Genomic DNA, 13,026 nt, shown 5'->3' with positions numbered 1-13,026 from the left:
GGGTGGAAGACAGCCCCTGAGTGCGTGAGGTGATCAGATGTCGTTGACCCCCGCTGACGTGCATAACGTCGCGTTCAGCAAGCCTCCCATTGGCAAGCGGGGCTACAACGAGGACGAGGTGGACGCGTTCCTTGACCTGGTAGAGGTCGAGCTGTCCCGCCTGCTCGAAGAGAACAACGACCTGCGTGCGCAGGTCGAGCAGCTCGACGCGCAGCTCGAGTCGGCGCGCGCGGACATCGAGGACGCACGATCGGTCGCACCCGCGCCACAGCGAGTGGAGGAGCCGCGCAGGCTGACGCCGGTGCCGCCACCGAGCGCACTCGAGCAGACTTCCCCCGGCTCCGCCGGTGGCGATCATCACGTCCAGGCCGCGAAGGTGCTGGGGCTCGCCCAGGAGATGGCGGACCGGCTCACCGGCGAGGCCAAGGCGGAGTCCGACGGCATGCTCGCGGAGGCACGGACCAAGTCCGAGCAGCTGCTGTCCGAGGCCCGTGCCAAGTCGGACACGATGATCAACGAGTCGCGCACCCGTGCCGAGACGATGCTCAACGACGCGCGGACCCGCGCGGAGACGCTCGAGCGTTCGGCCCGCGACAAGGCCACCACGCTGGAGCGCGAGGCACAGCGGCAGCACGCCGAGGTCATCGGTCAGGTGCAGGCGGAGCGCACGGCGCTCGAGAAGAAGATCGACGAGCTGCGCACGTTCGAGCGCGAGTACCGCACCAGGCTGAAGACGTTCCTGGAGTCGAGCCTGCGCGAACTGGGTGACCGGGGATCCGCGGCGCCGACCACCGGCTCGTCGTCGGACAGCGGGCGGTCGTCCGGGCAGCAGGGTTACGCGTTCGGCCCGCGGGCCGAGGCCGGCTGAGCCGCACCATTCCGAGAACAACCTGACTGACCAGTGCTGTACATAGTCCTGGCGCTGGTGGTGGCTGCCTTCGGGCTGCTCATCGCCGCGCTGACCACGGCCAACACGCTGTGGGCGTGGATCTCCGTCGTGGTGAGCGTGGCGGCGGCCGCTCTGCTGGTCACCGACTGGCTGAGCGGCCGGCGCAAGGCGCGCGCGGGCGACTCGGCGAAACCGACGGTCGTCACGGTGGGTGGCGCCCGTCGCGGTGACCAACCGGACCGATCAGACCCACCGCACCGGCCAGGCCGGCCCGACGAGTTCGACGAGCCGGAGATCGCGGACGAGGAACCACTCCCGCCCGCGGTCGAGCCGGAGTCCGACACCGAGGTGACCACGCACATCGAGCCGGTGGTGGCGGCGGAACCGGCAGTGGCGCCGGTCGCCGACACCAGCGAACCGGACGAGGAACCGACGGACGCGAGCGACCTGCTCGTGGTCGCGGGCCTCGACGCCGAGGTCCGCGTCGTCGACGAACACCCCCGCTACCACCTGGCTACGTGCACCTGGCTCGGCCCGCGCGCGACGATCCCGATCGCCGTCTCCGAGGCCCGCCAGCTCGGCTTCACGCCGTGCGCCCGCTGTGGTCCGGACGCGGTCCTCGCCGCCAGGCACCGGGCCGCGCGCTAACCGGCTTGCGTGTTCTGACATCCTTGAAGTACAGGCGTTGAACCGGCCATCACCGGGGAGCCTCCGGAAGAACGGGCCGCGAGGCCTCATTAGAACCGGACGGGCCGGCCCGTCACAGCCGATGAACGAGAGGTCGGCGCGCACGTGCGCCGGCAAGCGGGGTGGTACCGCGGCGTCACGTCGTCCCCGTGTGGCAGCGCACACGCGATCACACGACTGATGGACCACGAGGACCCCGATGGCATATCCCAAGGCGCGGTTCGGCTCTGACCAGGGCTCGGATCGTGGCGTACCCGCGCAGCCGTCCTTCCCGAACCTCGAGCAGGTCGTGCTCGACTACTGGGAGACCGACCGCACCTTCGTCGCGTCCGTCGAAGCGCGCCCGGCAGGCGAGAACGGCTCGAACGAGTTCGTCTTCTACGACGGCCCGCCCTTCGCCAACGGCCTCCCGCACTACGGCCACCTGCTGACCGGTTATGTCAAGGACGTGGTGCCGCGCTACCAGACGATGCGTGGCAAGCACGTCGAGCGCCGGTTCGGCTGGGACACCCACGGCCTGCCCGCCGAGTTCGAGGCGGAGCAGCAGCTCGGCATCAAGACCAAGGCCGAGATCGAGGAGATGGGCATCGCCGAGTTCAACGAGGCGTGCCGCACCTCCGTGCTGCAGTACACCGACCAGTGGCGCGACTACGTCACCCGCCAGGCCCGCTGGGTCGACTTCGACAACGACTACAAGACGCTCGATCTCGACTTCATGGAGAGCGTCATGTGGGCCTTCAAGTCCCTCTGGGACAAAGGCCTGGTGTACGAGGGCTACCGCGTCCTCTGGTACTGCTGGCGTTGCGAGACGCCGCTGTCCAACACCGAGACGAAGATGGACGACGTCTACCTGGACCGGCAGGACCCGGCGGTCACCGTCGGCCTCCGTCTCGAGTCCGGCGAGCTGGCCCTCATCTGGACGACGACCCCGTGGACGCTCCCGTCGAACCTGGCGATGGCGGTCCACCCGGACGTCGACTACGTGACGGTCGAGGCAAATGGCGAGAGGTACCTGCTGGCCGAGGCCCGCGTGGCGGCCTACGCCCGCGAGCTGGGCGAGGACCCGCCGGTGGTGGCCCGCTACAAGGGTGCCGACCTGCTGGGCCGCGCGTACACGCCGCCGTTCGACTTCTTCGCCGGCACGGAGAACGCGCACCGGATCCTGGCCGCCGACTACGTCACCACCGAGGACGGCACGGGCATCGTGCACATCGCCCCCGCCTACGGTGAGGAGGACAAGGTCGTCACCGACGCGGCGGGCATCACCCCGGTCACGCCGGTGGACGCCCACGGCCGTTTCGACGCGACCGTGCCCCCCTACGAGGGCATGCACGTGCTATCCGAGGCCAACGGCCAGATCATGAAGGACCTGAAGGCGGCCGGGAAGCTGCTGCGGCAGGAGACCTACGACCACGCCTACCCGCACTGCTGGCGCTGCGGCAACCCGCTGATCCAGCGCGCGGTCACGTCGTGGTTCGTGGCGGTGACCAAGTTCCGCGACCGGATGGTCGAGCTGAACCAGCAGATCAACTGGGTCCCCGGGCACGTGAAGGACGGCCAGTTCGGCAAGTGGCTGGAGAACGCCCGTGACTGGTCGATCTCCCGCAACCGCTTCTGGGGCAGCCCGATCCCGGTGTGGGTGTCGGACAACCCGGAGTACCCGAGGGTCGACGTGTACGGCTCACTGGACGAGCTCGAACGCGACTTCGGCGTACGCCCGACCGACCTGCACCGCCCGTACGTCGACGAACTGACGAGGCCGAACCCGGACGACCCGACGGGCCAGTCGACCATGCGCAGGACCCCGGAGGTCCTGGACTGCTGGTTCGAGTCGGGTTCGATGCCCTACGCCCAGGTGCACTACCCGTTCGAGAACCGGGAGTGGTTCGAGCACCACTACCCCGGTGACTTCATCGTCGAGTACAACGGCCAGACCCGCGGCTGGTTCTACACCATGCACGTGCTGGCCACGGCGCTCTTCGATCGTCCCGCGTTCCGCAACTGCGTGGCGCACGGCATCGTCCTGGGCGACGACGGCCAGAAGATGTCCAAGTCCCGCAAGAACTACCCGGACGTCAACGAGGTCTTCTCCCGCGACGGCAGCGATGCCATGCGCTGGTTCCTGATGTCGTCCCCCATCCTCCGCGGCGGCGACCTGGTGGTCACCGAACGCGGCATCCGCGATGCCGTCCGCCAGGCGGTGCTCCCGCTGTGGAACACGTGGTACTTCCTGGCGCTGTACGCGAACGCGGAGGGCGTCGAAGGCGAGTGGCGCGCGGACTCCAAGCACGTGTTGGACAGGTACGTGCTGGCGAAGACGCAGGAGCTGGTGGTCGACACCAGGGCGGCGCTGGACGTCTTCGACCTGTCGGGCGCGTGCGCGGGGGTGCGTGAGTACCTGGAGGCACTGACCAACTGGTACGTCCGCCGCTCCCGGGACCGCTTCTGGTCGGGCGACAAGGACGCCATCGACACCCTGCACACGGTCCTCGAGGTCGTGTCGAGGGTGGTGGCCCCGCTGCTGCCACTGACCGCGGAAGCGGTGTGGCGCGGCGTGACGGGCGAGCGCTCGGTACACCTGGCGGACTGGCCGTCGGACGACCTGCTCCCCGCCGACGCGGCACTGGTGACGGCGATGGACCGGGTGCGTCAGGTCTGCTCGGCGGCGTTGGCACTGCGCAAGTCGAACAAGCTGCGCGTACGGCTGCCGCTGGCGAAGCTGACGGTGGCGGCGGAGGACGCCGAGTCGCTGGCGCCGTTCACGGACCTGATCACCGACGAGGTGAACGTCAAGCAGGTGGAGCTGACCACGGACGTGGCGGCCCACGGCCACTTCGAACTGGTCGTCAACGCGCGGGCCTGCGGTCCGAGGCTGGGCGGGGACACCCAGAAGGTCATCCGAGCGGTCAAGGCAGGCGAGTGGGTCGCGCACGGCGACACGGTGGTGGCGGCGGGCATCGAGCTGCTGCCGGGTGAGTTCCAGCGCAGGCTGGTGGCGACGGACACGGGCGCGACAGGCGAACTGCCGAACTCGTCGGGCCTGGTGGTCCTGGACACCGCGACCACACCCGAGCTGGAAGCGGAAGGTGTCGCCCGCGACCTGGTCCGGGTGGTGCAGCAGGCTCGCCGCGACGCCGACCTGGACGTGGCGGACCGCATCACGGTGACGGTCCAGGCCCCAGACGAGGTGGTCGCGGCCATCCGGACGCACGAGGAGTTCCTCGCGGGCGAGACGCTGGCGAACGAGGTCACCTACGGCCCGGCGACGGGCTTCGCTGGCACGGTGGGCGACGGCACCGAGGTCGCGGTGACGGTCGCGAAGGCGTAGCCGGCACGTGAGAAGGGCCCGCCGGCACGTTCTGGCGGGCCCTTCTCACCGCGGGAAGCCTGCGATCGTCTACTGAGGACCGAACCGGTGGTGCGGGGAGCGGCATGCGCGTCGACATCCGGGTGAAACCGGGCGCCAGGAAGGAATCCGTGGGCGGCACCCACGGCGACGCGCTGGTGGTGGCGGTCCAGGCCCCACCGGTGGACGGCAAGGCCAACGACGCCGTCCGCAAGGCGCTGGCCAGGGCCTTCGGTGTCCGCAGACAGGACGTGGTGATCGTGGCCGGGGAACGGAGCCGGGACAAGGTGGTCGAGCTGCCCGACGACCACGACCGCCTCGCCGAGCTCAGAGGCTGAGTTCGGGCTTCAGCTTCGAGACGGTCCACTCGCGCTTGCGCCGCACCACCAGGGTGGTCGATGCGAGCGCGACCACCAGAAACCCGGCCAGCACCAGTACGTCCCGCACCAGGTGTGCCCCGTTGCCACCGGTGATCGTCACCCGCAGCCCGTCGACGAAGTACGTCATCGGCAACACGTGGTGCAGGCCGCGGAAGAACCCGGGCAGCGTCTCGTACGGGTAGGTCCCGGCGGACGTGGTCAGCTGCAACAGCAACAGCACCAGGATCACCGCGCTGGCCACCCCGCCGAGCCACGTCCGCAACATGTGCGCGATCGCGGTGAACGCCAGCGCGGCCAGCACCACCAACCCGATCATCGCCCACGCGTGCACCGGGGCGAGCGCGAGGAACACGTCCAGCACGAGGAACAGCACCAGCCCGCCGACCGCGCAGGCGACCGCGGCGGGCAGCCACCCGGCCAGCGCCACGGTGACGTCCCCGGCCCGGGACGCGAGTGCCCGCGCGGACACCGGCCGCAGGATCAGGAACGCCGTGATCCCGAAGACCACCAGCGCGATCGCGAAGAAGAACGGCGTCAGCCCCCGCCCGTAGGTGCCCGCCGGGTGCAGGTTCTCGGTGGCCACGTCGACCGGCGACGCCAGCGTCGACGCGTTCGACTTCTTCTGGTCGTCCGACAGCACCGGGATCCGGGACTCGGCGTCGGTGAGGCCGTCGGCCAGCGACGAAGCACCGGACGACAGCTTCGCGACCCCGTCGTGCAACGACGTGGCACCGGAAGCCGCCGTGCCCAGTCCCGCGTCCAGTCGTGCCGCACCGGACGCGACCTCGGCGGCACCCGAGTCCAGCGCGGAGATCCTGGTCGCCGCGTCCCGCACCTCGGCCTGCAACCGGGGCGCGTCCTGCGCGAGCTGCTCGGCGTGCCCGTTCACCGTCGCCGTGGCGGTCTTCACCGCGCCCGCCGACGTGCTGACCTGGTTCGCGAACCCGGCAGCGTCCCCCGTGACCCGAACGAGCTCCTGATAGGCGGGATCGGCCTGCAACTCCGGATGCGCCTGCCCGAGCGCGGTCACCCGCGCCTGCACCGAGTCAGCGCCACCGGCAACGGTGCCGGCGGCGGTAGCGGCCGTACCGGCGAGCGAGTCAGCGCCAGCAGCGGCATCGGCGGCGGTCTGCGTGAACGACGGCAGAGCATCGGCGATCGTCCCGGCCGCGGGCACCACCACATCCGCGATGGCCGACACCCCGTCGGACACCTGCTGAGCCCCGGGCGCGAGCCTGTCCGCACCGGCCTTCAGCTCACCGAGACCGGACGACAGGTCCGCACTGCCCTTCTCGGCGGCAGAGGCCCCGTCCCGCAACTGGACGGCCCCGTCCTCGGCCTGGTGCACGCCATCCCGCAACTGCTCGAGGTTGTCGAACACGGACTGAAAGTACGCCGACACCGCGGCCGCGCTGATCTTGTTCTCCAGCTCGGACTGCACGGTCTGGGCCATCTTCCCGACGATGTACCCGTTGGCGTCGTCGAGCGTGATCAACATCCGCGCACGCTCTGGCTTGTCGTCCGCACCACTGGCCAGCTTGCGCGAGAAGTCCGAGGGCACGGAGATCTCGAAGTAGTAGTCGGAGTCGCGCACTCCGCGAGCGGCCTCGTCCCGGTCGACGAAGCGCCAGTCGAAGATCGGGTCCTTCTTCAGCTCGGCCACGAACGACGACCCGGCGTCCACGGTCTGCCCGTTGACCGACACGGGCCGGTCCTCGTTGACCACCGCGACCGGAATCCGGTCGAGGTCCCCGTACGGATCCCAGTTCGACCAGAGGTACAACCCGCCGTACAGCAACGGCACCAGCACCACGAACACGAGCGCGAGCCGCTGCAGCGGCGTGCGGAACCGCTTGATCTCGAACCACGCCAACCTAAACGGCCGCACGGTCGCTCCCCAGCCGCAGCGTGCGCACAACTCCCGCCTGGCGGACCTCGACGGCGCTGGCGACCACGGCGATCCCCGTCCCGGCCACGGCACGCAGCCCGGCCCAGATCCGGTGCTGCTGCGCGGGCGTGGCCCGCAGGTCGACGTCGTCGAGCACCAGCGCGGCAGGCTGGCCCGCCGCGGCCAGCGCCAGCGAGAACAACGCGAGGTCGTCAGGTGCGAGGTCCCCGACCACCGTGGCCGAGTCGAGGTCGAGACCGGCCAGCTCCTCGGCCCGGTCGAGGTCGGCGCCGTAGAAGAGCAGCCCGGCCTCCCGCCTGCTGTCGCCGACCGTGAGATCCGGATCCAGCTCGACCGCACCGGTGGCGCGGGCGACGGTGACCTGACGGCGGATGTCCGGCCGCGAGACGGCGTCCCCGACCCGCAGCTCACCGGCGCTGGGCCGGGCGCGCCCCGCGAGCGCCAGCAGCAGCATCGTGCGTCCGCTGCCCGACGGCCCGGCCACGGCGGCCACCTCGCCTGCGGCCACCGTCAGATCGACGTCACGGAACACCCACCCGTGGCGCGTACGCAGACCCAGCCCGGTCGCCTCGATCATGCCGCCTCCCAAAAAAATACACTGCCGTATCCGATACAGGAATGTACTCTTGGGGGCATGGGTCAGCGACTTGACAGCGACGAGGCGTCCGTCACGCGACCACTCTCCCGCAAGCGGCGCCAGACGCAAGCCAGACTGCTCGACGCGGCGCTCGACGCGTTCGCGGAACGCGGCTTCTACGGCACGTCGGTCGAGGACGTCTGCGAGCGGGCGGGGTTCTCCCGCGGCGCGTTCTACAGCAACTTCTCGTCCAAGGAGGAGCTGTTCGTGGCGCTGTACGACCGGCAGGCCGACCGGGTCCTCGAGACGCTGACCGACCTGGCCCCCTCTGCCGGCGACTCACTGGAGACGGCGCTGGCCGAGCTCGTCGAGGCCATCCCGCAGGACCGCCGGTGGTACCTCGTCAACACGGAGTTCGCGCTGCACGCCGTGCGCGACCCGGCGGCGGGCGAGGCGTACGCGGCCGCGCGCGCGAGGGTCCGGGCGAGCTTCGCCGCCCGGTTCGCCGAGGTGGTCGAGCGGTTCGGCCGGGAGCTGACCGTGCCGCTCGAGGTCCTCATCCGCTGGCTGTTCGCCGTGCACGACGGCGGTGTCGCCCAGTCCTATGTGGAGCGGAGCGGACCGGACGACATCACGCGCCGTGTGGTGCCACTGCTGGTGAACGCGGTGACGCGGATGGGAGCGGAGCGACCTGTCAGGCGCTGAGGGTCCACACCGCCGTCGCGATCGCGTCCGTGTTGCGGTCGAGCGCGGTCGCGTCGATGTTGTCGAGCGTGTCGCAGCCGCGGTGGTAACAGGGGTCGAACGCCTCCCCGGCCGTGCCGCCCCACTTGGCCGCCTGGTCGGCGGTCTTGGCCTGCTCCGCGCCGGTGAACGTGCCGCCGGTCGGGATGCCGGCCCGCGCGAACGCGGCGTGGTCGGAACGCCCGCCGACCTCCGTCGTCTCCGGCTGCACGCCGATCGAGACGAAGTAGTCCGCGAGCACCTTCTCGATCTGGTCCGAACCGGGTGGCTGGCTGCCCGACGCGTACACGAAGTAGCCGGCGTTCGGCGAGCCGATCATGTCGAAGTTTACGTAGCCCGCGATCTTCGCGAGCTCGGCGTCCGGCAGGTTCTCGACGTAGTGGGTCGAGCCGACGAGCCCCAGCTCCTCCGCGCCCCACCAGGCGAACCGCAGGTGCTTCGTCGGCTGGAGGTTCTGCTCGGCGACGGTCAGCGCCACCTCGAGCAGCCCGGCCGAGCCGGAGCCGTTGTCGTTGATGCCGGGGCCCGCGCTGACGCTGTCGGCGTGGCCGCCGAACATGACCGTCGCGTTCTCGTCGCCGCCCGGCCAGTCCGCGACCAGGTTGTAGCCGGTCGCGCCGGCGGCCGTGAACTCCTGGAGCGCGGTCGTGTACCCGGCCTCGTCGAGCCGCGCCCTGACGTAGTCCAGCCCGGCCCGGTAGCCCGGCTGCCCGTGCGCCCGGTTGCCGCCGTTCTCGCCCGCGATCCGCGACAGCTCGGTCAGGTGCGCCTGGACCTCCGCCACGGGGATGTCCGGACCTGCTTGGGGCGAAACGACTTCCAGCCGATCGGGGGACGCGCCCGCGCTGGCGCAGGCCGTGACCGTGGCCCACACCAGGGCGACGATGGCGGGGGACCAGCGAGTGATCATGGCAACTCCCAGCAGTCGAAGACCCTGCTCAGCGTGTCAACAGGCCGCATGAGCCGGTAGGTTCGTTCGTCGGGATTTTCCGGTTCGGCGGTCAGGAGGAAGGTGTGGCCCAGGAGCTTTCGGTGGTGCTCGGGGCTGTCGCCGCGGTCCTGTTGATCTCCGTGCTCGCGGTGCGGGTGTCGGTGCGGCTGGGTTTCCCGTCGCTGGTGCTGTACCTCGCGATCGGGGTGCTGCTCGGCGAGGCGGGCATCGGCATCGAGTTCGAGAACGCGTCGCTCACCGAGTCGCTCGGGCTGGCCGCGCTGGTGCTGATCCTCACCGAGGGCGGCCTCACCACCCGGTGGTCGGACGTCAAGTCGTCGTTCTGGCCAGGGGTCGTGCTGTCCACTGTGGCTGTCGCCGTGAGCATCGCGATCACCGGCGCGGCGCTGCACTGGCTGCTCGGGTTCGACTGGCGGTACGCGCTCCTCTGGGGTGCGGTCCTCGCGTCCACCGACGCGGCCGCCGTGTTCAGCGTGCTGCGCACCATCTCCGTGGGCAGACGGCTCGTCGGCGCGCTGGAGCTCGAGTCCGGCATGAACGACGCGGCCGCGTACCTGGTGGTGGTGCTGCTGGTGTCCGGCAGCACCGCGACGTGGGCCGACCCGCTGTTCGCCGTGTACGAGCTGGCGGTCGGCGGGCTGCTCGGTGTCGGGTTCGGGTGGGTCGGCGTGCGCGCGCTGCGCCGGGCCGCACTGCCCGCGACCGGTCTCTACCCACTGGCGACGGTCTCGGTGCCGGTGCTGGCGTTCTCGTCCGGGTCGTTCGTGCACGCGTCCGGGCTGCTGGCCGCGTACATCGCGGCGCTCGTGCTCGGCAACTCGAAGCTCCCGCACCGCAACGACACCCTGTCGTTCGCCGAGGGGCTCGGCTGGCTGTCGCAGATCGGCCTGTTCGTCCTGCTGGGACTGTTCATGTCCCCGGAACGGCTGCTGGACGCGGTCGTCCCCGGCCTCGTCGCCGGCGTCGTGGTCACGTTCCTCGCCCGGCCCATCTCGGTCGCGGTGTCGCTGACCCCGTTCCGCGTGCCGTGGCGGGAACAGGCGTTCCTGTCGTGGGCGGGCCTGCGCGGCGCCGTGCCGATCGTGCTGGCGATGATCCCCATCACCGGGGGCGTACCGGGCGCGGACAAACTCGTCGACGCGGTGTTCGTGCTGGTCATCGTGCTGACGATCGTGCAGGGCAGCACGCTGCCGCTGGTCGCCAGGGTCCTGGGGCTCGCCAAGCCGGGGGAGACCCGCGAGGTCGACGTGGACGCCGCGCCGCTCGACGAGCTGGGTGCCGTGCTGCTGACGTTCACCGTGCCCACCGGTTCGAAGTTGCACGGCGTGTACCTGTCGGAGCTGCGCCTCCCCGCCGGAGCCACCGTGAGCCTGCTGGTCCGCGACGGCGTCGGCCACACCCCGAGCTCGTCGACCCGCGTTCAGGAACGCGACCAGCTGCTGGTGGTGGCGACCGAACAGGTCCGCACGGCGACGGAGCACCGCATCCGCGCCGTCGACCGCGCGGGCCGCTTCGCCCGCTGGCGCGGTGAGACCGGCGCTGACTAGCGCCGCGTCCGAAATGGGCCATTCACCACAACCCGCAACGCACCCCACACCTGGCCGCATGTCCACTCGTCACGACCATCTCCGTTTCGGCCACCGTGGGCTCGATGGTCGGTTACGGTCCACCCATGGCGGAGAAGAGCTGTTCGTCCTGTGGCAACGAGACGCTGGAGCCCGGCTGGATCGTCGACGCGCGCCAGGGCCTGGAGAACAAGTGGGTGCGCGGTGCCATGGAGCGCGGCATCTTCGGTGGACCGAAGCAGGCCTTCAAGGACAAGTGGGAGATCGAGGCCTACCGGTGCACCCAGTGCTCGAAGCTGGAGCTGTACGCGCTGGACCCGGGTTACTGACCGGCCTCGGAGCGGAGCTTGCGGAGCGAACGCCGGTTCAGTCCGTCAGCATGCTGATCTGACGCATCTTGTTCGTCGCGTCCAGGGCAGCCACCTTGTACGACTCCGCCAGCGTCGGGTAGTTGAACACGGTGTCGACGAGGTAGTCGACCGTGCCGCCGCACCCCATGACGGCCTGTCCGATGTGGACCAGCTCCGTCGCGTTGGTGCCGAACACGTGCACGCCCAGCAGCGACCGGTCCTCCGGCGACACCAGCAGCTTCAGCACCCCGTACGAGTCGCCGATGATCTGCCCGCGGGCCAGCTCGCGGTACCGGGACACGCCGACCTCGAACGGCACCCGCTGCTCGGTCAGCTCGTCCTCGGTCCGTCCGATGTAGGAGATCTCCGGGATGGTGTAGATCCCGATCGGCTGCAGGGCGTGCATCTCGTGCACCGGCTCGCCACACGCGTGGTGCGCGGCCAGCCGACCCTGTTCCATCGACGTCGCCGCCAGCGCCGGGAAGCCGATCACGTCGCCGACCGCGTAGATGTTGTCCACCTCGGTGCGGAAGTTCGAGTCGACCTTGATCCGGCCGCGCTTGTCCGCCGACAGGCCCGCCGCCGGCAGGTCCAGCGCCTCGGTCATGCCCTGCCGCCCCGCCGAGTACATCACCGTGTCGGCCGGGATCTTCTTGCCACTCTCCAGGATCGCGACCGTGCCCTTCGCGTACCGCTCGACCGCGGTGACCGTCTCGCCGAACCGGAACGTCACCGCCAGGTCGCGCAGCTGGTACTTGAGCGCCTCCACGACCTCGGTGTCGCAGAACTCGAGCATGCGCATCCGCTGCTCGATCACCGTGACCTTGGTGCCGAGCGCGGCGAACATCGACGCGTACTCGATGCCGATCACCCCGGCGCCGACCACGATCATGGACCGCGGGATCCGCGCCAGGCCGAGGATCCCGTCCGAGTCGACGATCGTCTGTTCGTCGAAGTCCACAGTGGATGGACGGGCGGGCTTGGTGCCGGTGGCGATCACCATCTTCTCCGCGGTGACCGTGCGTTCCTGCCCGGTGCCGTCGGCCACCTGCACCGTGTGCCGGTCCACGAACCGGCCCATGCCGGGCAGCAGCGTGACCCCGTTGCGGGCCAGCTGGCTGCGGATCACGTCCACCTCGCGACCGACCACGTGGGACGTCCGAGCGGTCAGGTCGCCGATGGTGATGTCGTCCTTGACGCGGTAGCTCTGCCCGTAGAGCTCCCGCTGGTTCATGCCCGTCAGGTACAGCACCGCCTCGCGCAGCGTCTTCGACGGGATGGTGCCCGTCTGGATGCACACGCCGCCGATCATGTTGCGCCGCTCGATCAGCGCGACCGACGCGCCGAGCTTCGCCGCCGCGATGGCGGCCTTCTGCCCGCCCGGTCCGGAACCGAGTACCAGCACGTCGTATTCAGTCATGCGGTTCAGTCTGGCAACCGTCACATCCGTTGGACAGCCGAACGGCCGATCGGCTACCTTTTCTTCACGAAGGTCATGAGTGCCAGCTGCAGGTGACACTGCGAAGCCCCGGCTTGCTGGCCGGCAACCCTCCAACCGCGGTGGGGTGCCCCGGGTGAAGACCAGGCCCCCCGCGACGTGTGGGCGGGCAAGCGCGGGCCCCTGGGG

At 70.2% G+C, this 13,026-nt stretch carries 11 protein-coding genes and 1 riboswitch; of the genes, 7 read left to right on the top strand and 4 right to left on the bottom strand.

The genetic code is table 11. The annotated features are described in order from the left end of the window. Positions 1-37 precede the first annotated feature (37 nt). From wag31 to FHR82_RS32310, 4 genes are all read left to right on the top strand, one after another. On the top strand, positions 38-868 hold the full coding sequence (gene wag31, locus FHR82_RS32325; protein WP_184814389.1) for a DivIVA-like cell division protein Wag31: 831 nt from the start codon (positions 38-40) through the stop codon (positions 866-868). Between the two features lie 33 nt (positions 869-901). After that, on the top strand, positions 902-1,537 hold the full coding sequence (locus tag FHR82_RS32320; RefSeq protein WP_184814388.1) for a hypothetical protein: 636 nt from the start codon (positions 902-904) through the stop codon (positions 1,535-1,537). A gap of 238 nt (positions 1,538-1,775) precedes the next feature. Continuing rightward, on the top strand, positions 1,776-4,904 hold the full coding sequence (gene ileS / locus FHR82_RS32315; protein ID WP_184814387.1) for an isoleucine--tRNA ligase: 3,129 nt from the start codon (positions 1,776-1,778) through the stop codon (positions 4,902-4,904). A 104-nt stretch (positions 4,905-5,008) separates the two neighbouring features. Further along, positions 5,009-5,260, top strand: coding sequence for a DUF167 domain-containing protein (locus tag FHR82_RS32310; RefSeq protein ID WP_184814386.1), 252 nt, complete (start codon positions 5,009-5,011; stop codon positions 5,258-5,260). On the opposite strand, the gene FHR82_RS32305 is transcribed toward FHR82_RS32310, so the two are convergent. Together FHR82_RS32305 and FHR82_RS32300 are read right to left on the bottom strand one after the other, a co-directional pair. After that, the gene (locus tag FHR82_RS32305; protein ID WP_184814385.1) at positions 5,250-7,190 is read right to left on the bottom strand and encodes a YhgE/Pip family protein; all 1,941 of its coding nucleotides are present in this window, start codon (positions 7,188-7,190) and stop codon (positions 5,250-5,252) included. The genes FHR82_RS32310 and FHR82_RS32305 overlap by 11 nt on opposite strands. Further along, entirely contained in the window at positions 7,177-7,788 is a 612-nt protein-coding gene (locus FHR82_RS32300) for an ATP-binding cassette domain-containing protein (RefSeq protein ID WP_184814384.1), read from the bottom strand. The genes FHR82_RS32305 and FHR82_RS32300 overlap by 14 nt, the downstream gene beginning before the upstream one ends. Positions 7,789-7,845: 57 nt before the next feature. On the opposite strand from FHR82_RS32300, the gene FHR82_RS32295 reads away from it, so the two are divergent. Beyond that, a complete protein-coding gene (locus FHR82_RS32295; protein ID WP_184814383.1) occupies positions 7,846-8,493 on the top strand; it encodes a TetR/AcrR family transcriptional regulator in 648 nt (215 codons plus the stop codon). Here the strand turns inward: FHR82_RS32295 and FHR82_RS32290 are convergent. Beyond that, the gene (locus FHR82_RS32290) at positions 8,483-9,442 is read right to left on the bottom strand and encodes a M28 family metallopeptidase (RefSeq protein ID WP_184814382.1); all 960 of its coding nucleotides are present in this window, start codon (positions 9,440-9,442) and stop codon (positions 8,483-8,485) included. The genes FHR82_RS32295 and FHR82_RS32290 overlap by 11 nt on opposite strands. A gap of 104 nt (positions 9,443-9,546) precedes the next feature. Here FHR82_RS32290 and FHR82_RS32285 point away from each other — a divergent pair, with 104 nt between their 5' ends. Together FHR82_RS32285 and FHR82_RS32280 are read left to right on the top strand one after the other, a co-directional pair. After that, on the top strand, positions 9,547-11,031 hold the full coding sequence (locus FHR82_RS32285) for a potassium/proton antiporter (RefSeq protein ID WP_311771370.1): 1,485 nt from the start codon (positions 9,547-9,549) through the stop codon (positions 11,029-11,031). A gap of 125 nt (positions 11,032-11,156) precedes the next feature. Next, positions 11,157-11,378, top strand: a complete 222-nt coding sequence (locus FHR82_RS32280; protein ID WP_184814381.1) for a hypothetical protein — start codon at positions 11,157-11,159, stop codon at positions 11,376-11,378. A gap of 37 nt (positions 11,379-11,415) precedes the next feature. Here the strand turns inward: FHR82_RS32280 and sthA are convergent, their stop codons facing one another. Beyond that, positions 11,416-12,819, bottom strand: coding sequence for a Si-specific NAD(P)(+) transhydrogenase (sthA, locus tag FHR82_RS32275; RefSeq protein ID WP_184814380.1), 1,404 nt, complete (start codon positions 12,817-12,819; stop codon positions 11,416-11,418). A 71-nt stretch (positions 12,820-12,890) separates the two neighbouring features. Further along, positions 12,891-13,019: riboswitch (SAM riboswitch) on the top strand. The last annotated feature ends 7 nt before the right edge of the window (positions 13,020-13,026 follow it).

The sequence above is a fragment of the Actinophytocola algeriensis genome (assembly GCF_014203735.1).
GTDB lineage: Bacteria > Actinomycetota > Actinomycetes > Mycobacteriales > Pseudonocardiaceae > Actinophytocola > Actinophytocola algeriensis.
The sequence above is the reverse complement of the archived record's forward strand: the minus strand, read 5'-3'. Positions and strand labels throughout refer to the sequence as shown.

Bases quoted from the DNA above. Each gene is read 5' to 3' on its own strand.
- wag31 (WP_184814389.1), top strand. From the start codon at position 38: ATGTCGTTGACCCCCGCTGACGTGCATAACGTCGCGTTCAGCAAGCCT.
- ileS (WP_184814387.1), top strand. From the start codon at position 1,776: ATGGCATATCCCAAGGCGCGGTTCGGCTCTGACCAGGGCTCGGATCGT.
- FHR82_RS32310 (WP_184814386.1), top strand. From the start codon at position 5,009: ATGCGCGTCGACATCCGGGTGAAACCGGGCGCCAGGAAGGAATCCGTG.
- FHR82_RS32300 (WP_184814384.1), bottom strand. From the start codon at position 7,788: ATGATCGAGGCGACCGGGCTGGGTCTGCGTACGCGCCACGGGTGGGTG.
- FHR82_RS32295 (WP_184814383.1), top strand. From the start codon at position 7,846: ATGGGTCAGCGACTTGACAGCGACGAGGCGTCCGTCACGCGACCACTC.
- FHR82_RS32290 (WP_184814382.1), bottom strand. From the start codon at position 9,442: ATGATCACTCGCTGGTCCCCCGCCATCGTCGCCCTGGTGTGGGCCACG.
- FHR82_RS32280 (WP_184814381.1), top strand. From the start codon at position 11,157: ATGGCGGAGAAGAGCTGTTCGTCCTGTGGCAACGAGACGCTGGAGCCC.
- sthA (WP_184814380.1), bottom strand. From the start codon at position 12,819: ATGACTGAATACGACGTGCTGGTACTCGGTTCCGGACCGGGCGGGCAG.